At 41.9% G+C, this 22505-nt stretch carries 21 protein-coding genes; 18 read left to right on the forward strand and 3 right to left on the reverse strand.

Translation table 11 applies throughout. The features are described from left to right. Positions 1 to 40: 40 nt before the first annotated feature. Positions 41 to 823: a CheR family methyltransferase gene (locus IJI01_RS07190; RefSeq protein ID WP_292187982.1), complete on the forward strand. Its 783-nt coding sequence runs from the start codon at positions 41 to 43 to the stop codon at positions 821 to 823. 80 nt (positions 824 to 903) lie between these two features. Here IJI01_RS07190 and IJI01_RS07195 read toward each other — a convergent pair whose 3' ends face one another. Continuing rightward, positions 904 to 2088, reverse strand: a complete 1185-nt coding sequence (locus IJI01_RS07195; protein WP_292187984.1) for a ribonuclease H-like domain-containing protein — start codon at positions 2086 to 2088, stop codon at positions 904 to 906. A gap of 279 nt (positions 2089 to 2367) precedes the next feature. Here IJI01_RS07195 and rsxC point away from each other — a divergent pair, with 279 nt between their 5' ends. From rsxC to IJI01_RS07225, 6 genes are read left to right on the forward strand one after another with little or no spacing between them, the layout of a single operon-like run. Next, positions 2368 to 3684, forward strand: coding sequence for an electron transport complex subunit RsxC (gene rsxC, locus IJI01_RS07200; RefSeq protein ID WP_292187987.1), 1317 nt, complete (start codon positions 2368 to 2370; stop codon positions 3682 to 3684). A gap of 18 nt (positions 3685 to 3702) precedes the next feature. Beyond that, on the forward strand, positions 3703 to 4653 hold the full coding sequence (locus tag IJI01_RS07205) for an RnfABCDGE type electron transport complex subunit D (RefSeq protein ID WP_292187989.1): 951 nt from the start codon (positions 3703 to 3705) through the stop codon (positions 4651 to 4653). Beyond that, positions 4650 to 5258, forward strand: a complete 609-nt coding sequence (locus IJI01_RS07210; RefSeq protein ID WP_292187992.1) for an RnfABCDGE type electron transport complex subunit G — start codon at positions 4650 to 4652, stop codon at positions 5256 to 5258. The genes IJI01_RS07205 and IJI01_RS07210 overlap by 4 nt, the downstream gene beginning before the upstream one ends. Position 5259: 1 nt before the next feature. Beyond that, positions 5260 to 6030, forward strand: coding sequence for an electron transport complex subunit RsxE (rsxE, locus tag IJI01_RS07215; protein WP_292187995.1), 771 nt, complete (start codon positions 5260 to 5262; stop codon positions 6028 to 6030). 2 nt (positions 6031 to 6032) lie between these two features. Continuing rightward, on the forward strand, positions 6033 to 6617 hold the full coding sequence (rsxA, locus tag IJI01_RS07220) for an electron transport complex subunit RsxA (protein WP_029674322.1): 585 nt from the start codon (positions 6033 to 6035) through the stop codon (positions 6615 to 6617). 25 nt (positions 6618 to 6642) lie between these two features. Beyond that, complete coding sequence (locus tag IJI01_RS07225) at positions 6643 to 7449, forward strand: RnfABCDGE type electron transport complex subunit B (RefSeq protein ID WP_292188006.1); 807 nt, start codon at positions 6643 to 6645, stop codon at positions 7447 to 7449. A 33-nt stretch (positions 7450 to 7482) separates the two neighbouring features. Here IJI01_RS07225 and IJI01_RS07230 read toward each other — a convergent pair whose 3' ends face one another. Then, on the reverse strand, positions 7483 to 8301 hold the full coding sequence (locus tag IJI01_RS07230) for a helix-turn-helix domain-containing protein (protein ID WP_292188008.1): 819 nt from the start codon (positions 8299 to 8301) through the stop codon (positions 7483 to 7485). Positions 8302 to 9176: 875 nt separating this feature from the next. Here IJI01_RS07230 and IJI01_RS07235 point away from each other — a divergent pair. The 6 genes from IJI01_RS07235 to IJI01_RS07260 all read left to right on the forward strand — a co-directional run bounded on the left by IJI01_RS07235 (position 9177) and on the right by IJI01_RS07260 (position 15391). Further along, positions 9177 to 9569 (forward strand): NusG domain II-containing protein, encoded by a 393-nt coding sequence (locus tag IJI01_RS07235; protein WP_292188011.1) that lies wholly within the window; start codon positions 9177 to 9179, stop codon positions 9567 to 9569. Positions 9570 to 9649: 80 nt separating this feature from the next. Further along, complete coding sequence (locus IJI01_RS07240; RefSeq protein WP_292188014.1) at positions 9650 to 10153, forward strand: Gx transporter family protein; 504 nt, start codon at positions 9650 to 9652, stop codon at positions 10151 to 10153. Between the two features lie 248 nt (positions 10154 to 10401). Beyond that, on the forward strand, positions 10402 to 11853 hold the full coding sequence (locus tag IJI01_RS07245) for a hypothetical protein (RefSeq protein WP_292188017.1): 1452 nt from the start codon (positions 10402 to 10404) through the stop codon (positions 11851 to 11853). A 111-nt stretch (positions 11854 to 11964) separates the two neighbouring features. Continuing rightward, the gene (locus IJI01_RS07250; protein WP_292188020.1) at positions 11965 to 13299 is read left to right on the forward strand and encodes a CobW family GTP-binding protein; all 1335 of its coding nucleotides are present in this window, start codon (positions 11965 to 11967) and stop codon (positions 13297 to 13299) included. Positions 13300 to 13365: 66 nt separating this feature from the next. Next, on the forward strand, positions 13366 to 14325 hold the full coding sequence (locus IJI01_RS07255) for a TIGR03943 family putative permease subunit (protein ID WP_292188023.1): 960 nt from the start codon (positions 13366 to 13368) through the stop codon (positions 14323 to 14325). Between the two features lie 28 nt (positions 14326 to 14353). Then, positions 14354 to 15391 (forward strand): putative ABC transporter permease, encoded by a 1038-nt coding sequence (locus IJI01_RS07260; RefSeq protein WP_292188025.1) that lies wholly within the window; start codon positions 14354 to 14356, stop codon positions 15389 to 15391. Positions 15392 to 15474: 83 nt separating this feature from the next. Here the strand turns inward: IJI01_RS07260 and rpsT are convergent, their stop codons facing one another. Continuing rightward, positions 15475 to 15738: a 30S ribosomal protein S20 gene (rpsT, locus tag IJI01_RS07265; RefSeq protein ID WP_026489610.1), complete on the reverse strand. Its 264-nt coding sequence runs from the start codon at positions 15736 to 15738 to the stop codon at positions 15475 to 15477. Positions 15739 to 15925: 187 nt separating this feature from the next. Here rpsT and lepA point away from each other — a divergent pair, with 187 nt between their 5' ends. From lepA to IJI01_RS07290, 5 genes are all read left to right on the forward strand, one after another. Beyond that, on the forward strand, positions 15926 to 17734 hold the full coding sequence (gene lepA / locus IJI01_RS07270; protein ID WP_292188028.1) for a translation elongation factor 4: 1809 nt from the start codon (positions 15926 to 15928) through the stop codon (positions 17732 to 17734). A gap of 8 nt (positions 17735 to 17742) precedes the next feature. Continuing rightward, positions 17743 to 18870 carry a radical SAM family heme chaperone HemW gene (gene hemW, locus IJI01_RS07275; RefSeq protein ID WP_292188031.1) on the forward strand — a complete coding sequence of 376 codons (1128 nt, stop codon included), beginning with the start codon at positions 17743 to 17745 and terminating at the stop codon, positions 18868 to 18870. A 79-nt stretch (positions 18871 to 18949) separates the two neighbouring features. Continuing rightward, positions 18950 to 20761, forward strand: coding sequence for an oligoendopeptidase F (gene pepF, locus IJI01_RS07280; protein WP_292188033.1), 1812 nt, complete (start codon positions 18950 to 18952; stop codon positions 20759 to 20761). Further along, positions 20758 to 21351, forward strand: a complete 594-nt coding sequence (gene yfbR, locus IJI01_RS07285) for a 5'-deoxynucleotidase (RefSeq protein WP_292188036.1) — start codon at positions 20758 to 20760, stop codon at positions 21349 to 21351. The genes pepF and yfbR overlap by 4 nt, the downstream gene beginning before the upstream one ends. A gap of 76 nt (positions 21352 to 21427) precedes the next feature. Next, positions 21428 to 22489, forward strand: coding sequence for a type IV pilus twitching motility protein PilT (locus IJI01_RS07290; protein WP_292188039.1), 1062 nt, complete (start codon positions 21428 to 21430; stop codon positions 22487 to 22489). Positions 22490 to 22505: the final 16 nt, after the last annotated feature.

A 22505-nucleotide genomic window follows, 5' to 3' on the forward strand; every position in this document is an offset into this window, starting at 1 on the left:
TTCGCCATTGCTTATTACATGATAGGAGGGTAAAGCTTACATGGAATACGATTATGAGTGGTTTAAAAAGGGTGTCTATGACCTGACCAAGATCGATCTTAATGCTTACAAAGAAAAGCAGATGAAAAGACGTATCGATACGCTAATCGGTAAGTATGATGTTAAGGGTTATGATGGATTCCTTGCTCTTATCAAGAAAGACAGAGAGGCGCTTGACTCTTTTGTTACATATCTGACTATCAACGTGTCTGAGTTCTTCAGAAACATGGATCAGTGGAACCTTATGGATAAAGAGATGGTTCCTGAACTCATGAGTAAGTTTGGTAAGAACTTGAAGATCTGGAGTGCAGCCTGCTCAACAGGTGATGAGCCATATACGATCGTTATGATGCTCAGTAAGCATATGCCTCTTAATCAGATCAATGTATATGCAACAGACCTTGATGCAGTTGTTCTGGCTAAGGCTAAGGCAGCTATCTATGATAAAAAAGAGATTGCCAACACTCCTGAGGAGTTTAAAAAGAAATACTTCACAGAGACTCCTGATGGTAAAATGAAGGTTTCAAGTGAGATTACATCGCGAGTTACCTTTAAACAGGCAGATCTTTTACGTGATCCTTATCCAAAGGATTGCCATCTTATTGTATGTAGAAACGTGCTTATCTACTTTACAGAGGAAGCCAAGGATGACATTTTCAGAAAATATTATGCCAACCTTGTTCCAGGAGGAATCCTCTTTATCGGAAGTACAGAGCAGATCGTAAACTACAAGGATATCGGCTTTGTTCGTAAGAATTCCTTCTACTACGAGAAACCACAGTAATAACTAAATGAAAAATAAAGAAGTTTTTCTGAGACCTTGAAAGATCTTGGAAAAACTTCTTTTTATTTGCTGTAAATATCTTATCCCTCAAGAATATGAGCTATAACGTGTGAAGCATATAGACTCATGGCGAAACGGCTCTTTTTCAGATTCTCATTAAGGTCAAAGAAGAAACGTTTGTCTTTGTAATCCTCTTTAAAGAATGGTGCAAATACCAGATCCCACTCAAGAAGATACTGTCCAGCCTTTTTGGTGTAGCAGTTCTCGGGAGTGGCTTTTTCTCTGTATGCCTTGTCTACAAATTCAGCAATAGACTTGTGGATAGCCATGTCCTCTTTTGGCAGATAATAATAATCCTTGTAGTTGGAGTAGTAGTACTTGAGCTCCTGCTCATATAGCGGAACGCGAAGAGTTGCTTCACTTCCGACTATCTTGAAATAACAGTTATCAAGATTTCCACTAAGCGAAGATGGAAGCTCGAAAGGAAGAGACAGCTTCATGTATACTTCCTGCTTCTGTGTACCATCAAGATCCTTGTAATAGTTGGCCTGAACCTTTCTAGCGCGTACAGGAAGCTCGTAGTCATAGGCGTTATCATCAATCTCTTCATCGGTCCTGATAGAAACCTTGGGCATATTCTTGAACAGGTTAAAGAACTCCAGATATCGCATCATTGGCAGCAATTCGAACATTCCCTTAACATCTTCAAAGTTATGAAGAAGGAGGAGCCTAAGCTTTTCAGGATCTTTATCCTCTACAAATTCCTTGTATACAGGGATGAGCTTACCACCGTCGTATTTATCCTCTCTGTCTATTCCAAGATAGAGCTCGATAGTCTTTTGCTTGCAGTCAGGAAGGCCCAGTTGTAGTTTGTAGGGTGATATCTTTTTGTACAGGTCAAAAGACTCTACGTTTTCAAATGCATCATTTAATCCATACTTGGAGAATTTCTCCTGAAGAAATGGTATGTCAAAGCGGTTTCCGTTAAAGTGAACCACATATTTGAAGTCTTTTAACAGAGTCTGGAAATTTATAAGGATTTCTTTTTCATGGTCAATGGATTCTGACATGAACTGGACAATATGCCAGGTATTCCCCTGGCGATATGATACACCAATAAGATACAGATCAGCAGTCTTGGGAGATAAGCCTGTTGTCTCGATATCTATGAAAAGAATCTCGTCAGGGCGGCAGCCAAGCGCTATATGTAACGATTCTGCAATATGATCATCTGGTAGCTTGAATTCTTCGGTAGTCTTAATCATGATATGCTCGCTTTACGTAGGATTTTTTGCTGCAACTATAACAGAAAAGCCCATAAACACGGGAATATTGCACGCTATATGTATTATATCATCATGCTGGAAAATATTCTTTAGAAAAAATATCATTACATTATCTTTTTTGTGAGCATTAATGAACAAATATTTGATACATATATGGCATTTTTGGCTAAAAATGGATATACTAAAGATGTTGGGGAAAATCTTCCTGGATGTTCTATCTGGGATATTTTCAAAAAATAATTGAAAGAAGGGTAGGAAATGGCTAGAGGTACGTTTACGGGCGGAATCCATCCATATGAAGGCAAGGAATTGTCCAAGGATAAGCCCATCAAATCAGTGCTACCAAAAGGGGATCTGGTATATCCTCTGTCTCAGCACATCGGTGCGCCAGCTAAGCCAACAGTGGCTGTTGGTGATCACGTTCTTACCGGTCAAAAGATTGCAGAAGCAGGCGGATTTGTTTCTGCTAATATCTTTGCAACAGTTTCCGGAACAGTTAAAGCAATTGAAAAACGTCGTCTTACTACAGGTGCTATGTGCGACAGTATCATCGTTGAAAACGATGGTAAGTATGAAGAGGTGGAGTTTAAGCCTGCCAAGCCGTATGAAGAGATGACTCCAGAGGATAAGATCGCAGCAGTGCGTGAGGCTGGAGTTGTTGGTATGGGTGGTGCAGGATTCCCTACCGCAGTTAAGTTTGCGCCAAAGGAACCTGACAAGATTGATTATGTCATCGCCAACTGTTCAGAGTGTGAGCCATATCTGACTTCTGACTATAGACGAATGATAGAAGAGCCTGAGCTCCTCCTTGAAGGACTTAAGGTTGCTGTCAGCATATTCCCTAATGCAAGAGGCATTCTTGCAATTGAGGATAACAAGCCTGACTGTATTGCCAAGTTCAGGGAGCTTACAAGGAACGAGGATAAGATCAGCGTTAAGGCTGTTAAGACCAAGTATCCTGAGGGCGCTGAGAGAATGCTCATCTACGCCTGCACTGGCAGAGAGATCAATTCTTCAATGCTTCCTGCTGATGCTGGTTGTATCGTTGATAACGTTGATACTCTTTGCGCTGTTTGCAGAGCTGTCAAAGAGGGACGTCCTCTCATGGAGAGAATCGTTACCATTACAGGCGACTGCATAGCAGATCCAAGGAACTATAAGGTCAGAATTGGTACTAACTATAAAGAGCTTATAGATGAAGCAGGTGGTTTTGTAACAGAGCCAGCCAAGATCATTTCTGGTGGTCCTATGATGGGCTTTGCTATCTTTGATCTTGATGTGCCTACAACCAAGACTGCATCAGCTATTACAGCATTTTCACAGGACGCAGTTTCAGAAATGGAGCCAAGTGCCTGCATTAACTGTGCACGCTGCGTCGAGGTTTGTCCGGAGCGACTCGTTCCCAAGAACCTTGCAGATGCTGTTGAACACAATGACGAGCAGACTTTCCTTAATATGTACGGAATGGAATGTTGTGAGTGTGGATGCTGTAGCTATATCTGTCCAGCCAGACGTCAGCTTACTCAGCTGATCAAAGGTATGAGAAAGATTCAGCTCGGCAAGAGGAAAAAGTGAGGGGAGGATTAAGATAAGATGAGCGATCTTAGAAGAGTGTCGTCCAATCCACATGTCAGATCCAAGACCACAACATCTAATATCATGATGTGGGTAGTAATAGCACTTCTGCCTGCTGCAGGTTTTGGTATCTACAATTTTGGAATAGATGCACTAATTATTCTTTTATTATCAGTGGCTTCCTGCGTACTCTCCGAGTTTATTTATGAGAAGGCGCTTAAAAAGCCGGTAACTATCGGAGATTTCTCCGCGGTTGTAACAGGTCTTTTACTTGGAATGAACCTGCCATCTACAGTGCCGTGGTGGATCCCGGTTCTGGGTGGTATCTTCGCAATCATAATGGTTAAGCAGCTCTTTGGCGGACTGGGACAGAACTTCATGAACCCAGCTCTCGGCGGAAGATGCTTTTTGGTAATTTCATTCCCGGCCCTTATGACAAACTTTGTGACAGATACTTACACAGGTGCAACACCTCTTGCTAATCTCAAGAACGGTGTTGAGGTTAACGTAATGGATATGCTCATTGGTAGAACTGCTGGTACTATCGGTGAGACATCAATGCTCTGCATCGCAATCGGAGCAATTATCCTTTTTGCAGTTGGAATAATTGATTATGTGATCCCATTCACCTACATTATTTCTTTTGCATTGTTTGTAGCTCTTTTCGGCGGATACGGATTTAACTGGTCATATATTTCTGCACACATCGCAGGTGGCGGACTTATGCTTGGTGCCTTCTTTATGGCAACTGACTATGTTACATGCCCTATCACTCCTAAGGGAAGATTAATTTACGGTCTTATCCTTGGCATTTTGACAGGAATATTCAGAGTCTTCGGTGCTAACGCAGAGGGTGTTTCTTTTGCCATCGTAATTACAAACCTTCTGGTGCCACTTATTGAGAAGTTCACTATTCCTAGAGCCTTTGGAATTAAGAAATCTGTTAAGAAGGAGGCGAAGAAAGCATGAACGATACATTAAGCATGATCAAAAACGCCCTAATTCTTTTCACAATTACTCTTGTGGCAGGTGTTCTTCTGGGACTGGTTTACCAGGTTACCAAGGAACCAATCGCTTATCAGGATAAGCTGGCACAAGACAAGGCTAATCAGTCAGTTTTCGCTACTGCTCAGACCTTTGAGGATGCGGAGCTCGACGCTGCAGTAGCAGAGGCAGTTTCTGCTGCTCATCCTGGAGTTACTATTGAGAGTGTAAAAAGAGCTGTTGACGGAAGCGGCAATGCTGCTGGCTACGTTATCCAGGTTAAGTCCAAGGGATACGGAGACTTCATTGAGTATACAGTTGGTATCACAAATGAAGGCGTTATAAATGGCATCTCAATCATCTCAATTGCTGAGACTCCTGGTCTTGGTATGAATGCAGACAAGGTTATCAGACCTCAGTTTGAGAATAAGAATGCTACTACCTTTACTGTAGTTAAGAACGGACAGCTTACTGATGCAAATGTTCAGATAGAAGCTATTTCCGGAGCTACAATTACTTCAAGAGCAGTTACAGAAGGCGTTAACGGCGCTGTTACATATTTTGAAAAAGCATTGAAAGGAGGAAACTGATATGAGCACTCAGGCAAAAAAAGGCGCTTTGGGCTTTAAACAGGATACTCCTGCAGAACGATTTTTTAACGGACTTGTAGTTGAGAACCCAACGCTGGTTCTGATGATCGGTATGTGTCCTACACTTGCGGTTACATCTTCAGCCATTAACGGCCTTGGAATGGGACTTGCAACCACATTCGTTCTGGCACTTAGTAATGCAGTTATTTCTGCACTTCGTAAGGTGATTCCTTCAACGGTCAGAATTCCATCCTTCATCGTTGTAATCGCTTCTTTCGTTACACTGGTTGAACTTCTGATGAAGGCGTATGTGCCAACACTTAATAAGGCGCTTGGCGTATACATTCCTCTTATCGTTGTTAACTGTATCATCTTTGGTAGAGCAGAAGCTTATGCTAGTAAGCATGGCATCGTTCCTTCATTCTTTGATGGAATTGGTATGGGTATCGGATTTACCTGCGCTATTACTGTTATTGGTCTTATCCGTGAGTTTATCGGTGCTGGAACAGCATTTGATGTTCAGATCCTTGGAGAAGGAACTGTTGTACCTGGCCCTGTAGGAGCATTCCTTTCAGGTTATCAGCCAGTAAGTATCTTCATCCAGCAGGCTGGTGCGTTCTTTGTTCTGGCATTCCTCATTGCCATCATGAACAAGATCAAGTCCAACATGGCCAAGAAGGGCAAGGACGTTTCCAAGTTCGGCAACGGATGCTGCTCATCTGCTGAAGAAGCAGCTGCTGATAAGATTATTGCAGGAAAGGAGGCTGAATAATTATGGAAACAATCTTAAGTTTAGTAGGCCTTATGATATCAGCTTCACTTGTTAATAACGTAGTACTGAGCCAGTTCCTTGGCCTTTGTCCATTCCTTGGTGTATCCAAGAAAACAGACACAGCTCTTGGAATGGGAGGCGCCTGTATCTTCGTTATCACACTTGCATCACTTGTATGTAGCATCATTTACAAGTTCATTTTGAATCCGCTTGATCTGTCTTACCTTAAGACAATTGTATTCATCCTTGTAATTGCCATGCTGGTTCAGTTTGTTGAGATGATTCTCAAGAAATACATCGTATCCCTTTATCAGGCACTTGGTGTATATCTTCCTCTTATCACAACTAACTGCGCAGTTCTTGGTGTAGCACTTAACAACGTTACAGATGGATATACAATTCTTCAGAGCGTAGTTTGCGGATTTGCTACTGCAGTTGGATTTACTATCGCAATTGTTATCCTGGCTGGTCTTAGAGAGAAGATGGAGTACAACGATATTCCTGCACCATTTAAGGGAATGCCTCTGGTACTTCTTACATCAGGTCTCATGGCTATAGCTTTTACCGGATTTTCAGCTTTAAAGTAAATACTGATTACAAGGAGATAAGACAATGAGTAGTGGAATATTTACTGGAATACTTATTGCAACTTGTGTTGTTGCTGGTGTCGGAATTGTAATTGGTATAATCCTTGGCATAGCAGACATGAAGTTGCATGTAGATGTAGATGAAAAGGAAGCAGCTATCTTAGAAGTTCTTCCTGGTAATAACTGCGGTGGTTGTGGATATCCTGGATGTTCAGGCTGTGCAGCAGCCATTGCAAAGGGTGAAGCAGCAGTTAATCAGTGCCCTGTTGGTGGCGCTCCGGTTGCGGCTGCAATATCTGAGATCATGGGCGTTGAGGCTGGTGATTCCAGGAGAATGGTAGCTTATGTACACTGCGGTGGTGACTGTGAACAGGCACAGCAGCAGTACGAGTACAGCGGAGTTGCAGATTGTAGACTTCAGATGCAGGCTCCAGGCGGCGGATCCAAGACCTGTGCATTTGGATGCCTCGGCGGCGGAAGTTGCGTATCAGTTTGTCAGTTCGATGCTATCCACGTTGTAAATGGCATCGCTGTTGTAGACAAGGAAGAGTGTAAAGCCTGTGGCAAGTGTATCGATATTTGTCCTCGCCACCTGATCGACCTTATTCCTTACGACGCTAAACAGTCAGTTGCCTGTAAGTCTCAGGATAGGGGTAAGCTTGTTAACGGCTACTGTAAGGTTGGTTGTATCGCATGTCACATCTGCGAGAAGAATTGTCCAGCCGGCGCTATCACTGTAGAGAACAATGTGGCACACATTGATCAGGATAAGTGCACACACTGCGGTACCTGCGTAGAGAAGTGCCCTAAGAAAGCTATTAAAGCTGTTTGAATCAAATTCATTTAAATACAAAATCCCACCATCTTATGATGGTGGGATTTTTCTTATTTTAGCATCGACCCAGATAAGCCCCAGGCCGGTGATCAGGAGAAGTACTACTGATAGTGCATCCCAGATATCAAATATAGGTGCGCCAAGCATTCTGGATAGGATTATGTTGATGATAATACTTATTGCAACTGCAGTTAAAACAGTGATTCCACATGCAAGAAACTTGCGATTCTGGAATCGTGTGAAAAGATAATACACAATCCATAGATAAGCGATTGCGATAATCGCCATAATAGCGCCAATACTAAATAAAGCTTTTGTGTGTATAAGAACACTAAGTACATACAAAAATGGAAGTGTGAATATGCTAGTAGATATTAGTGATACTTTAACACCTCTTTGGCCTAGATATATCATCGGAATAGAGATAAGCCATGCATAAATGATTGCTGCAAAGGTAATCAGTGACCAGGTAAAGCTTCCTGATATAGAAAAATCGCAGATACCACATATTACAATGCTTGTGAGTATTACCACAGTGTAAATTATTGACATTACTGTGTTTAGTTTAAAGTTCTTTTCATCCTTACGTTTTAATTCCAGTAAATTCTCGTTAGCCTTTTCTTCAAAGTTGTTCATTTCAATCCTCTCTCCGCTTAATAGTTCGTTGACCGTAATCCCTAAGATGCTGCAAAGCTCTAGCATGATAGATGAATCCGGCATACTTTTTCCTGTTTCCCATTTGGAAATTGCCCTGTCGGTTATGTTAAGCTTTTCAGCAAGCTGAGCCTGGGTTAAACCTTTCTCTTTTCTTAAACCGGCAATGAACTTTCCTGTCTTGATCTGATCCATTTAAAATTTGCCTCCTTCATGCTATAGCTTATTTCTAAGAGCGGATTTTGAACACGAACCATTGGTTGAGTTACCCAAATGACCTCTGAATTATCAAACCAACTGCTGGTTGAGAGAGGAGAATGCTTGATAATTCAAGGGTTCTGGCTTGCGAGCCACAATAATGATTATATCTAATCTGATGAGCATTGACCACAGCATACAACATGGATTTTGAATAATATGTAAGACAAGTGGTATTTGTTTTATGGGCTTAGATTTGGGAATAATATTCGGGATTCGATATTGCGATTTCAAAAAGACATATATGAGAATATTTTTACGTCTATATCTTGTGTTTTTATCCTGCGGGGGTAGCCTTATTTTTTTCCTACCGCTGAAAATGAAAAAAGCTGATCCGAGCAGTAAGAAAATGCTTTTGAAACTTGATTGAAGTCAAGAAAATTCCTTCATAAAAGCTGGTTTTACGGCTGGAATAAAGATAATCCCATATCAGACGTAGGCACGTTTAGATTTTGGGTCACTTTTTTTCTCCTGACTACTATAAAAATTGAAAAATAAGGAATTCAGCCGTAAGGAAAAAAATAGGCTACGGCTGAAAGGAGGATTTGTTGATATTAGCAGTAAGAGGTATATGTCACACCGACAAAATGCAAACTGTATGGCGTTGTGGCCTCTTATGTGGCAAAATACATGTAAGACATTAGCGTATATGGCAACTACATAGAAGATAGCGCATATACTAAGCAGAAATACTATGAAGAAATACTAAGCAGAAATACTATGAAGAAATACTGAGCAGAAATACTAAGTAGGCTATTATGCTATAATAAAATGGGTATGAAAAAGAGAATACATGGGGATTCTACTAGTCTATGAACAAATTCCTTGGGAAAAATGACATAAAATTGATATTGATACTGCTTCTGAGCACCCTGATCGTGGTTGGAGCTTTGTTTGCAAGAAAGCTTACTGAAGAGCAGGACGGCAAACGGGTTGTAGTTAGCGTAGATGGTGTAGAAGTGGCCAGCTTTCCGCTTGATGAGGACAGGACGTACGAGATATCTGGATATGATGAGGGTCACAATACACTCATTATTCGGGATGGGGAAGCCTATATGTCAGATGCATCATGCCCGGATCACCTGTGCATGGGGATGGGGAAGATCAGTCATGCTGGGCAATCCATTATCTGCCTGCCTAACAGGGTGATCGTCGAGATCAGAGACAATGGGAAAACAAAGACAGAATACGACACCGTTTCGTAAGAAGTGACTGATATAGATAGACTACGGGATATATAGATTACCATAATTAATACTGATATAAATGTATGGCGGAGGGGACTATGAACACTAAGAAAATTTCATTATATGGAGTTCTTATAGCCCTTGCTCTTATTCTTAGCTACGTGGAATCACAGATTCCTGCGTTTGTTGCTATCCCTGGAATGAAGCTTGGCCTTACTAACATTGTAGTTCTGGTAACTCTTTATATTCTTGATGCGAAAAGTGCTATGGGTATCAATATACTCAGAATAATAGTAGTTTCAATGCTCTTTGGAACTGCTATGAGCTTTGCGTTCTCCATTACTGGTGGTATGCTCAGTACCATTGTCATGATAATTCTCAAAAAGACAAACAGATTCAAGATAGTCGGCGTCAGCGCAGCAGGTGGCATAACACACAATATTGGCCAGATAATTGCTGCCATGATTTTCATGAACACAAAAGCGATAGCATGGTATCTTCCTATTCTGTGGTTTTCTGGTATTTTCAGCGGAGTAATTGTCGGCATAATCGGTGGTATGATCTGTGCCAGGCTAGATAAAATCAATCATGTAGATTTTTGACCTATTACAAATCAGAATATATCTGTACTAAAGATCGTTTCACAAATTATTCACAAAAAAATATCTTGTCTTTTAATATGTTTTCTGTATAATGAATTTTCGTCGACATTCAGTCGGCAAAGGATCGCGGAAAATCTTCCGTAGATCATTCCACTAACAAATATTTAGTAAGCGCCCTAAGGCTACTACTGGGATCTCATTTCGTCTCTTTTTGTGCCTTTTTGTGCGTAAAAGAAAAGGAGAAGGAAATGAATTTATTTAAAAAGAAAGAAAAAGGGAATAATTCTGTCAAAGAATTACTCAAGAAGCTAAAGAGACATGATACCAAGGTTGTAGCTATTGCGGTTATTATTGCGCTTATCTTAAGTGGTGGCCTTATCTACATAAGCACACCTATCGTTGCATCGACAGCTACTGAAGAGCTTGCTGAGAGTGAGAAACAGGCTAACCAGGATACTGCAGATAAGCTTGGAGAGATAGGCGAGCATTTGAATAAACTTGATCAGGCAGTTAACAGCAATCAGGAGAGTCTTAATTCAATCAGTGAAAAGACTAGTAATTCTGAAGAGTCTAAGACTATCAATGAAACAGTTACCAAGCTCGATAGTAAGCTTGATAGTAAGCTTAAGGAAGTGCACACAAATATTAATGGTACAACTTCACAGATTGATAATCTGAAATCTATGATTGAAAAGGGCGAAGCCAATAATAAGGAACAGATGTCGAAAGAGTTCGAGGAAATCAATTCAGAGCTTTCTACAGTAAACAGCACAGTCAGCAATAATTTTTCTTCGATCAACAAGTCTGTAGGTGACGGCTTTGGAGATATGAAATCCTATATTGATTCTGCAGCCGCTGGTATCAACAGTAAGCTTGACTCGGTTTTTCAGCGTGTGAGTAATGGCAAAAAGCAGTTAGTGTCCACATTGCTCACATTCGGAGTTTCCGTAAAAGAGGATGCTACATTCGGTGATATCGACACAGGAATAAAGGAACTTGGAAACAGAATGCTCGATGCAGAAAGAAAAACAGAGAATGCAGAGCGTTCTGTTACACCAGAAAAGGTAATGGCTGGGCAGACAGTAATAGTTAACGATAAAGAAATAGCTGGAACAGCTACAAGTGATGCTACAGCATCTGCAGAGCACATTTTGGCTGGAGAAACCGCATATGTTAACGGCGAAATGGTAATAGGCACTATGCCTAATCACGGATCTGCCAACATAGCTCTTTCAAGAGAAAATAATACACAGACTTTGGAAGGAGGCTACTATGACAGCATCACAGTCACAGCGGATGTTTCATTGCTCCCGGCTAATATTACTTATACTCATCATGTTCATAGTAATGGAAGTACTGATGAAAGAGTTGTAGATGGCTCTTTTTCATCAGGAAGTGCTTATGGCTCTGAGACAAGCTCTTCATCTGGAGGATGCTTTGGTCAGCCTATTTATGGACCATGTGGAGGAAGCGGCGTGGCAACCTCTGTTGACTATGGCGGATACTACTTTGACGTAGATGGAGATGGCGTACTTGATCAGAATATCTTTTACGTTGGTAACTGCACTTCCTGCGGAGGCGGAATTATGGCAAACGGTATCGGAGAAGTTGGTAGATGTGATAACCAGAGAATCATAGGCTACAGAGCTTCCTGTGGACGAGTAGCAGGCCAGGTCATCGCTGCAGAAGTAACATATTAAAACGCTAAATATGCATAAAACTGGCTTTCTTGACATTATGCTAGCCGATGCTTACAATGTAGTTTGTTGTAGTGTATATAGCACAGAATTATGTGCAGATTGGAGCATAATATGACTAAAATAGATATTATTTCTGGCTTTTTGGGAGCTGGTAAGACAACTCTCATCAAGAAGCTTTTAAAAGAAGCGTTAAATGGAACAAAGGTAGTTCTCATTGAGAACGAATTTGGTGAGATCGGTATTGATGGAGGCTTCCTCAAGGAAGCTGGCATCGAGATCACAGAGATGAACTCAGGTTGTATCTGTTGTTCACTTGTTGGTGATTTCGAGACATCACTTAAACAGGTTATGGATCAGTACGCACCAGAGCGTATACTTATCGAGCCATCAGGCGTTGGTAAGCTTTCAGATGTTATGAGAGCTATTCAGAACATCGCTGAGGGTTCATCAGAGATGGAGCTCAACAGCGCTGTTACAGTTGTTGATGTTTCCAAGGCTAAGGTTTATATCAAGAACTTCGGTGAATTCTTCATCAACCAGATTGAGAACGCTGGAACTGTTATCCTTACCAGAACAGATAAGGCAGATCAGAAGAAGATCGAGGAGGCAGTAGAGCTTATCCGTCAGCATAACGCTAAGGCTACAATTATCACAACTCCTCTTGATCAGATCACTGGTAAAGAGATCCTTGATACCTTCGAGGGTAACAACGACCTCGAGGCAGAGCTTCTTAAGCAGGTAATGGAAGAGGAAGAGCATCACCACCATCATCACCATGACCATGGAAGCCACAAGGTTGTTAATGAGGATGGTTCTGTGGTATACAAGGCACATCACGATGATGATGACGATGAGGATGAGGATGAGGATGAGTGCTGCTGTCACCACCACCATCATGACGATGATGATGACGAGCATGAGCACGAGCACCACCATCACCACCACGATCACGACGATGATGACGAGCATGAGTGCTGCCACCACCATCATCATGATGACGATGACGAGGATGAGCACGAGCATCACCATCACCACCACCATGATCACGACGATGATGACGATGAGCATGAGTGCTGCCACCACCATCACCACGACGATGATGATGACGAGCATGAGCATGAGCATCACCATCATCACCACCACGATCATGACCATGATCATGCAGCCCATGACGTATTCGTTAGCTGGGGTATGGAGACTCCTCTTAAGTACACTAAGGATGAGATCGAGAAGATGCTTGGTCAGCTTGAGGACGAGGAGAGATTTGGTATCGTTCTTCGTACAAAGGGTGTTGTTCCTACAGCAGATGGTCAGTGGATTGAATTTGACTATGTGCCAGGAGAAGCTGATGTCAGAGACGGTGCTGCAGATGTAACAGGTAAGTTCTGCGTAATCGGTTCTCAGCTCAAGGAAGAGAATCTTGAGAAGCTTTTCAGAAGACTGTAAGAAATATTTAGTAGATAGTTATACCGTCATGTCTTTTACCGGATGTGACGGTATTCGGTGTTTTATATGATTAGGAGAGCCAAATTGAAACCAGTATATATTATTAACGGATTTCTTGACAGCGGTAAGACAGACTTCTTCCGCTACACAATTGCACAGCCATATTTCAGAACAAAGGGCAAGACACTTCTCATTGTTTGTGAGGATGGTGAGAATGATTACGAGGAGAAGCTCCTTAAGTCAACCAATACAGTAGTAGAGAGAATCGAGGATGAAGAGGACTTTAATCCTGATGCTCTTGTAGCTCTTGATGCCAAGCATAACCCAGAGCGTATTCTTGTTGAGTACAACGGTATGTGGAACTTCAAGAACATGAGACTTCCAGTAATGTGGAATCTTGAGCAGCAGATTACAGTTATTGATGCTTCCAGCTTTGAGCTGTATTTCAGCAACATGAAGTCACTTCTTGCAGAGCAGATCCGTAATTCTGATCTGATCCTTTTCAACAGATGTGATGGAATCGAGGACCTTGCTTCTTATAAGAGAAATGTTAAGGCTATTAACCAGAAGGCTGACATTATTTTCGAGGACAAAAATGGCGAAGTGGATGTAACTCTTGATGAGGATCTTCCATTTGACCTTAATGCTAACCCTATTGACCTTAATAACTACGGCTATGGAATGTTCTACCTTGATGCTCTTGATCATGTTGAGAGATATGAGGGCAAGACAGTAAGATTCAAGGGGATGGTTCTTAAGCCAGAAGAGTTCCCTGAGAACAGATTCGTTCCAGGCAGAATGGCTATGACTTGCTGTGCACAGGATATGCAGTTCCTTGGATTTGCCTGTGAGTACGAGGATACCAAGTCACTTGTTGAGAAGGACTGGGTTCTTGTAACTGCCAAGGTAGTTAAAGAGTATGTGCCTGAGTATCAGGGTGAGGGTCCTGTTCTCAAGGCTATTTCTGTAGAGAAGACAAATGCGCCTGAGAATCAGGTAATTGATTTCTCTAATCCAGAACAGTAATTAGTTGCCTAGGGGGTAGGGGGGAATAATGTTTAACTATAATCCACCACAGTGGCTCTTTCTTTTCTTTTTCTACAGTTTTTGTGGATGGTGTTGGGAAACAGCTTATGTATCGATTTTAAAAAAACGATTTGTGAACAGGGGCTTTATGAGAGGCCCCTTTTTACCTTTGTATGGATGCGGCGGAACAATGATGCTGATCGTATCCAAACCGTTCTATGATAATCTTTTGCTAGTCTATATCGCAGGATGCATAGGAGCAACTGTCCTTGAATATCTGACCGGAGTTCTCATGGAGACTCTTTTTAAAGTGAGATATTGGACCTATGACCACAAGAAGTTTAATTACAAGGGCTATATTTGCCTTGAGTCTTCATTGTTCTGGGGAGTATGTACAGTTGTCTTTTCTCATTTCCTGCAACTCCCTATTGAGAAAATTCTTTTAATGCTTCCAATGAGATTTGTGTCGATCGCGACAACTGTTCTGACGGCTCTTATCAGCTGCGATTTCATGATCGCGTTTAAGACAGCCCTTGAACTTCGCGATGTCCTTGCATATATGGATAGAGCCAAGGAAGAAATGCGCAAGATGCAAAAGCGCCTTGATGTGTTAGTGGCATTTAGGGGAGAAGATGTAAGGGAAGGCATTGGAAATACTGTGGAAGGTATCGGCAATAGAATTGAAGGGTTAGGTGCTGGTATCAGCAACAGAGTTGAAGGCATCAGTAACGGAATCAGTAGCAGGGTAGAGGGCTTTAGTAACGGCATTAGCAGCAGAATTGATGTCCTTAGCTCTTCTCTTGAGAAGTCTTTCTCTACAATCAGGGAAAAGATAATGCTCAATCCTTCAGATTATGTTATGGGTGTAAGAGAAGAGGTATCTGAGCTTTATGCCAAGTATAGAATTATCATGGACAGAGTAACGCCAAGTCCTGTTAAGAACTTCTTTGAATGGTATAAAGAGCGCACTATCATGGGTAACCCAACCATGTACTCTGAGAAATTTAAGTTTAGTCTTGAGGAAGTAAAAGAGAGAGTATCCAGAAGAAACAGACATGAGGACTGATAAGAAAAAAGTATAACAAAAAACCTCGCATCGGTGAGAAGATGCGAGGTTTTATTATTACGTATTTATCTATTAAGTAAAAGTTAAGCCATCTTGTTAACAGCCTGAGCAAGACGAGAAACTTTTCTAGAAGCTGTGTTCTTCTTGAAAACACCCTTTGACTCAGCCTTATCGATAGCTGATGTAGCTGCAAGAAGTGCCTTAGCAGCCTCTTCCTTGTTACCTGCCTCAACAGCAGCGCGAACCTTCTTAACCTCAGTCTTAACAGCAGACTTGATCATCTGGTTTCTAGCAGCCTTCTTCTCGTTTACTAAAATTCTCTTCTTGGCGGATTTAATATTTGCCATAATTACCTCCGATATGCTTACAAATTGTTTATAATTCATGTTCGTGTGCGCATTAAGCCGGACACGGACAGTTAATGCCACATACGGATTATATTTTAGAATAAAATCTATATACTGTCAATAGATTTTTGGTTTCTTACATGTTATTATAAGGATGCTGACTAAAAAAATAAATGAGGTATTTTAAGTGAATCAGGATAAAATTAGGAATTTTTGTATTGTTGCACATATAGATCATGGTAAATCAACACTTGCAGATAGAATGATTGAGAAGACAGGTGTTCTGACTCTTCGTGAGATGCAGAATCAGGTCCTTGATAACATGGATATCGAGCGAGAGAGGGGAATTACCATTAAATCTCAGGCTGTTCGTATGATCTACAAGGCCAAGGACGGTGAGGAATATACCTTCAACATGATCGATACACCAGGTCATGTTGACTTTGGATACGAGGTTTCAAGATCTCTTGCTGCCTGCGATGGAGCTATCCTTGTAGTAGATGCTACGCAGGGTGTTGAGGCGCAGACTCTTGCCAATGTATATATGGCACTTGATCACGACCTTGATGTTTTCCCTGTTATCAATAAGATTGACCTTCCAAGTGCTCAGCCACAGGAGGTTAAGGATGAGATCGAGGATGTCATCGGAATCGAAGCTCAGGATGCACCTCTTATTTCAGCCAAGAATGGTATTGGTATCGAGGACGTACTTGAGGCTGTTGTACACAAGATTCCAGCTCCAGTAGGAGATCCAAACGGAACTCTTAAGGCGCTTATTTTCGATAGTATTTACGATTCCTACAGAGGTGTTATCGTATTTGTTCGTGTAAGAGATGGCGTTATCAGAAAGGGCATGAAGGTTAAGTTCATGGCAACTGATGCTGAGGCTGATGTTGTAGAGGTTGGATACTTTGGCCCTGGAAGATTTATTGCCAGTGATGAGCTTTCAGCAGGTGATGTAGGATACTTCACTGCTTCAATCAAGAATATTCAGGATACACGAGTTGGCGACACAGTAACAGACCTTGCTAATCCATGCTCAGAGGCACTTCCTGGTTACAAGAAGGTAATGCCTATGGTTTACTGCGGCCTTTACCCAGCTGATTCTGCTCACTATTCAGACCTTCGTGATGCTCTAGAGAAGCTTCAGCTCAATGACGCATCTTTATTCTATGAGCCAGAGACTTCACAGGCTCTCGGCTTTGGATTCAGAGCAGGTTTCCTTGGACTTCTTCATTTGGAAGTTATTCAGGAGAGACTTGAAAGAGAGTATGACCTTAACCTTGTTACTACAGCGCCTTCCGTTGTTTACAAGGTTCACAAGACAGATGGAACATGCTTTGACCTTACAAACCCAACTAACCTTCCTGATCCATCTGAAATCGAATACATGGAAGAGCCTATTGTTAACGGCGAGATCATGGTTACAACTGACTATGTAGGTGCGATCATGCAGCTGTGTCAGGAGAGAAGAGGCAAGTACCTTAGTACAGACTACATCGAGCAGTCCAGAGCTATCCTCAAGTATGAGCTTCCTCTTAATGAGATTATCTACGACTTCTTCGATGCGCTCAAGTCAAGATCAAGAGGCTATGCTTCTTTTGACTACGAGCTCAAGGGCTACGAGAGATCAGAGCTTGTTAAGCTCGATATTCTCATTAACAGAGAAGAGGTTGATGCCCTTTCCTTCATCGTACACAAGGATGGTGCCTATGAGAGAGGCCGTAAGATGTGCGAGAAGCTCAAGGATGAGATACCAAGGCACATGTTCGAGATTCCTATCCAGGCAGCAGTTGGTGGCAAGGTAATTGCCAGAGAGACAGTTAAAGCCTACAGGAAAGACGTTTTGGCTAAGTGCTACGGTGGTGATATTTCCCGTAAGAAGAAACTTCTTGAGAAACAGAAAGAGGGTAAAAAGAAGATGCGCCAGATTGGTAACGTTGAAGTACCACAGGCAGCATTCCTTAGCGTTCTCAAGCTTGATAACACAGACTGATAACGAATATGCTGATAAATAAAGATAGTTTATCCATATATGTTCATATTCCTTTTTGCGTGCGTAAGTGCCTGTACTGCGACTTTTTGTCTTTTAACTGCGATAAAAGAGCTATTGATGATTACTTCGTAGCTCTTTTAACTGAGGTAAAAGAGAAATCGGCTGATTTTAGGAATTTACAGGTGAAGAGCATTTTCTTTGGCGGCGGAACACCAAGCTATGTGGATGCTGAGCACATCTGCGATACATTGAAATGCACCAGGGAGAACTTTAACGTAGCGGATGATGCGGAGATTAGTATAGAGTGCAATCCTGCATCTGCTATATATGATAAGCTGCAGGCTTACAGAGAGGCTGGAATTAATCGTATCAGCATTGGAGCACAGTCTCTTAACGATGAGGAGCTTGCGCGAATCGGCAGAGCTCATAACGCGGATATGTTTCGTGAGACCTTTGAGAATGCCAGAAGAGCAGGCTTTGATAATATTAACGTGGATATCATGAGCGCCCTTCCTGGTCAGAGTATGGATTCCTATATGGAGACCTTGTCCAAGGTGGTGAACCTTAACCCTGAACACATCTCTGCTTATAGCCTTATTGTGGAGGAGGGAACTCCTTTTTATGACATGGAGCTTGATTTTCCTGATGAAGAAGAGGACAGGCGAATGTATCACGAGACTAAGCGCTTCCTTTCTGAGCACGGTTATCACAGATATGAGATATCCAACTATTCAAGGGATGGCTACGAGTGCTACCACAACAAGGTTTACTGGAAAAGAGGTAATTACCTTGGCCTGGGACTTGGGGCTTCCAGTATGGTTGATAATATCAGGTGGAAGAATACTGAAGAGTTTAATGAGTATCTTTCTCATGAGAGTAATAAAAAAGAGCTTCACAGCCTTACGAAAAGTGAGTGCATGGAAGAATTCATGTTCCTGGGCCTTCGCCTTACGAGCGGAGTTTGCTGCTCTGATTTTAAGGCAGAATTTGGGCAGGACATAGATGAAGTTTATGGTAAAATAATAGAGAAATACATTGCTGAAGGCCTCCTCATTAAGGACGGTGATAATCTTTTTCTTTCAGATGAGGGAATGGATGTCAGCAATACGGTGATGGCAGATTTTTTGCTTGATTAGTAAATAGATAGGCTTAGGTCGACATATGTCGGGCGAAGCCTATTGTTATCTAAATAATGAATTAATGGAGGATGGCAACATGGCAGAGACACTTAAGAAAAGAAGTGAGATTCCGGAGAATCTCACATGGGATACATCCAGAATTTTTAAGACTAAAGAGGAATGTCTTGATACTCTTCACGAGTGTACAAGACTCAGCAAAGAGATTGAAGAAAAGTACAAAGGGAAGCTTACAAACGGCAAGATCATAAATGAGTGCCTTGCTGAATATGGTAAGTTCTACGAAGGAATTGACCATGTTTCCAATTATACAAGCCTTAATCTGTCTGTAGATCATACAGATGCTGAGAATACAAGACTTGATTCAATGGCAACTGCAGAGTATATGCAGGCTTTCAGCAGACTCTCTTTTATCGACAGCGAGATATCTGATGCTCCTAAGGAGGTTATCGCAGAAGCACTTGAAATGGCTACAGATGCCAGATCATATCTGGAAGATATTATGAGATACAAGCCTCACAGACTTGGAGCAGAGACAGAGGCAACTCTTGTAGCACTTAGTGAGAGCTTCAGTGCTCCATACAGCATGTACGAGCAGACCAAGCTTGCAGATATTCAGTTCCCTGATTTTGAGGTGGATGGCAAGAGCTATCCTCTTGGTTATTCTCTTTTCGAGGATAATTATGAATATGAAAAAAATACCAAGGTGCGTCGCGCTGCCTTCAAGGCTTTTTCAAATAAGCTTCATGAATATATGTACACAACAGCTGCTCAGTATGGTGCTCATGTTCGTACAGAGAAGATCATTTCAGACCTTCGCCATTATGATAATGTTATTGATTCTCTTTTGATGAGTCAGAATGTTACAAGAGAAATGTATGATCGCCAGATCGACATCATCATGGATAAGCTTGCTCCACATATGCGCAAGTTTGCAAGACTCCTTAAAAAAGCTAACGGTCTTGATAAGATGACCTATGCTGATCTCAAGATCGCACTGGATCCTGACTATGATCCTAAGGTTACAATCGAGAAGTCCAAGGAATACATTCTGGACGGGCTTTCAATTATGGGCCCTGAGTACGGCGAGATGCTGAAAAGAGCTTACGATGAGAGATGGATCGATTTTGCTCAGAACATTGGTAAGTCAACAGGAGGATTCTGCGCTAGCCCATACAGAAAGGGTTCATATATTCTTTTATCCTGGAATGACAGAATGAGCGACGTATTTACCCTTGCTCACGAGCTTGGACATGCTGGTCACTTCTATGCTTGTGGTGAAGCCCGCAGCATATTTGATTCAATGTCAGTTTCTAACTACGTGGTAGAAGCTCCATCAACAATAAATGAGCTTCTCATGGCTGAGTACCTCAAGTCAAAGAGCGGAGATGACAAGCGCTTCCGCAGATGGGTACTGGCTTCACAGATTTCTAATACTTACTATCACAACTTTGTAACTCACCTTCTTGAGGCTGCTTATCAGAGAGAGGTTTACAAGATTGCTGATAAGGGAGAGGCTGTTCCAGCAGAGACACTGTGTGACATTTACAAGAAGGTTCTCGAGAAGTTCTGGGGAGATGAGGTTGAGCTTACAGAAGGCTGCGAGCTTACATGGATGCGTCAGCCACATTACTACATGGGACTTTATTCCTACAGCTACAGTGCCAGCCTGACAATTGCTACTCAGGTTATGAAGAGAATTCAGAAAGAAGGCGCTACAGCAGTAGAGGATTGGAAGAAGACTCTTGCTGCAGGTAGAAGCGTTGATCCTATTGGCTTTGCCAAGATGGCAGGCGTTGACGTTACAACTGACGCAGCTCTTCTTGATACAATTGACTACATCGGAAGCATCATTGATGAGATTGAAACTCTTATGGGAGATTTAGCATGAACTACAACTTTTTTGCCCTTATATCCAGAATGAAATACATCGACAGATGGGCACTTATGAGAAATACAAGACAGGAGAACCTGTGTGAGCACTCAATGGAGGTTGCAATGATCGCACACGCTCTTTGTACTATTGGAAACGTGAGATATGGCAAGCATCTTGATGCCAATAAGGCTGCGCTTATCGGTCTTTACCACGATGCTTCAGAGATCATCACAGGTGACATGCCAACTCCTGTTAAGTACTTTAATTCAGATTTAAAGCACGCTTACAAGGAAGTAGAGGCGCTTGCAGACAGCAAGCTCCTTGAAAAGCTTCCTGATGATATGAGACCAATTTATGAGGAAATTTTTGTTCCAGGTGATTCTGAGGAAGAGCGCTATATCAGAAAGCTTGTTAAGGCAGCAGATAAGCTCTCTGCGCTTATAAAGTGCATCAGCGAGGTAAATGTTGGAAACACAGAGTTCAGAACAGCTAAAGAGAGCACTGGTAAAGCAGTAAGAAGTCTCTATCAGGAGCTACCTGAGGTGCTTGATTTTGTTAATGAATTCCTTTCCTCTTACGGAAATACTCTTGATGAATTGACCTGATAAAATTTGATTTTTTTCTCTTTTGCCGTCATAATTAATGTGTTATTTTGTTTAAACTATATGAGGGGAACAGAATATGTCGATTATTGAAGATATCTTAAGAGAAGCAAAAGATAATGGTGCATCAGATGTTCACGTTACTGTAGGTCTTCCTCCCAAGATGAGACTTAATGGTAAACTTGTTCCGATGGAGAATTTCAATAAGATGCTGCCTCCAGATACTCTGGCTATTGCCCAGGAGATAATGTCTGAGAAACAGCTTGAGAAGCTTGAAGAGAACGGACAGCACGATATGTCTTTTTCTATCCGCGGAGTCGGAAGATACAGACTTAACGTGTTCAAGCAAAGAGGCTCTATTGCTATGGCTTTCAGAGTTGTTGCTTCTGAGATTCCATCAATAGAGTCACTGGGAATCCCTGAGGGAGTAAGCGAATTATACAAAAAGAAACGTGGACTGGTACTGGTTACAGGCCCTACAGGAAGTGGTAAGTCTACGACACTGGCTTCAATCATTGATACCATCAATAACAATAGAGAAGCTCATGTTATCACGCTTGAGGATCCTATCGAGTTCACCTATCAGCACAGGATGTCTATCGTTAATCAGAGAGAGATTGGTACGGACTCCAATTCCTATGCTAATGCCTTAAGAGCAGCGCTTAGAGAAGACCCTGATGTTATTCTTGTAGGAGAGATGAGAGACCTTGAGACTATCAGTACTGCCATAACAGCGGCTGAAACAGGACATCTGGTTCTTTCTACAGTTCATACAATTGGTGCCAGCAATACGGTAGACAGACTTATTGATGTATTCCCGTCTCACCAGCAGCAACAGATCAGAATACAGCTGGCAAGCGTTCTGGAAGCCATCATTTCCCAGCAGCTGATTCCGGCAGCAGACGGTGTTTCCAGAGTTGCAGCCTTTGAGGTTCTGCATGTTAACAGTGCTGTACGAAACCTTATCAGAGAAGGTAAGTCCCATCAGCTTCTTACTGTTATGCAGACTAACCGTAAGCTTGGAATGATTTCCATGGATGATGCGATCATGGAGATGTACAGAGCTCAGAAGATTTCAAGAGAAATGGCAATTCAGTTTGCGCAGGATCCGGATACTATGCAGATGAAAATGCTCAGATAAACATATAGGCTGAGAA

The organism is Butyrivibrio sp., assembly GCF_017433805.1.
Taxonomy (GTDB): Bacteria; Bacillota; Clostridia; order Lachnospirales; family Lachnospiraceae; genus Butyrivibrio.

Excerpts from the sequence above, each read along its gene's own strand:
- IJI01_RS07190 (WP_292187982.1), top strand. The coding sequence starts at position 41 with ATGGAATACGATTATGAGTGGTTTAAAAAGGGTGTCTATGACCTGACC.
- IJI01_RS07195 (WP_292187984.1), bottom strand. The coding sequence starts at position 2,088 with ATGATTAAGACTACCGAAGAATTCAAGCTACCAGATGATCATATTGCA.
- rsxC (WP_292187987.1), top strand. The coding sequence starts at position 2,368 with ATGGCTAGAGGTACGTTTACGGGCGGAATCCATCCATATGAAGGCAAG.
- IJI01_RS07205 (WP_292187989.1), top strand. The coding sequence starts at position 3,703 with ATGAGCGATCTTAGAAGAGTGTCGTCCAATCCACATGTCAGATCCAAG.
- IJI01_RS07210 (WP_292187992.1), top strand. The coding sequence starts at position 4,650 with ATGAACGATACATTAAGCATGATCAAAAACGCCCTAATTCTTTTCACA.
- rsxE (WP_292187995.1), top strand. The coding sequence starts at position 5,260 with ATGAGCACTCAGGCAAAAAAAGGCGCTTTGGGCTTTAAACAGGATACT.
- rsxA (WP_029674322.1), top strand. The coding sequence starts at position 6,033 with ATGGAAACAATCTTAAGTTTAGTAGGCCTTATGATATCAGCTTCACTT.
- IJI01_RS07225 (WP_292188006.1), top strand. The coding sequence starts at position 6,643 with ATGAGTAGTGGAATATTTACTGGAATACTTATTGCAACTTGTGTTGTT.
- IJI01_RS07230 (WP_292188008.1), bottom strand. The coding sequence starts at position 8,301 with ATGGATCAGATCAAGACAGGAAAGTTCATTGCCGGTTTAAGAAAAGAG.
- IJI01_RS07235 (WP_292188011.1), top strand. The coding sequence starts at position 9,177 with ATGAACAAATTCCTTGGGAAAAATGACATAAAATTGATATTGATACTG.
- IJI01_RS07240 (WP_292188014.1), top strand. The coding sequence starts at position 9,650 with ATGAACACTAAGAAAATTTCATTATATGGAGTTCTTATAGCCCTTGCT.
- IJI01_RS07245 (WP_292188017.1), top strand. The coding sequence starts at position 10,402 with ATGAATTTATTTAAAAAGAAAGAAAAAGGGAATAATTCTGTCAAAGAA.
- IJI01_RS07250 (WP_292188020.1), top strand. The coding sequence starts at position 11,965 with ATGACTAAAATAGATATTATTTCTGGCTTTTTGGGAGCTGGTAAGACA.
- IJI01_RS07255 (WP_292188023.1), top strand. The coding sequence starts at position 13,366 with ATGATTAGGAGAGCCAAATTGAAACCAGTATATATTATTAACGGATTT.
- IJI01_RS07260 (WP_292188025.1), top strand. The coding sequence starts at position 14,354 with ATGTTTAACTATAATCCACCACAGTGGCTCTTTCTTTTCTTTTTCTAC.
- rpsT (WP_026489610.1), bottom strand. The coding sequence starts at position 15,738 with ATGGCAAATATTAAATCCGCCAAGAAGAGAATTTTAGTAAACGAGAAG.
- hemW (WP_292188031.1), top strand. The coding sequence starts at position 17,743 with ATGCTGATAAATAAAGATAGTTTATCCATATATGTTCATATTCCTTTT.
- pepF (WP_292188033.1), top strand. The coding sequence starts at position 18,950 with ATGGCAGAGACACTTAAGAAAAGAAGTGAGATTCCGGAGAATCTCACA.
- yfbR (WP_292188036.1), top strand. The coding sequence starts at position 20,758 with ATGAACTACAACTTTTTTGCCCTTATATCCAGAATGAAATACATCGAC.
- IJI01_RS07290 (WP_292188039.1), top strand. The coding sequence starts at position 21,428 with ATGTCGATTATTGAAGATATCTTAAGAGAAGCAAAAGATAATGGTGCA.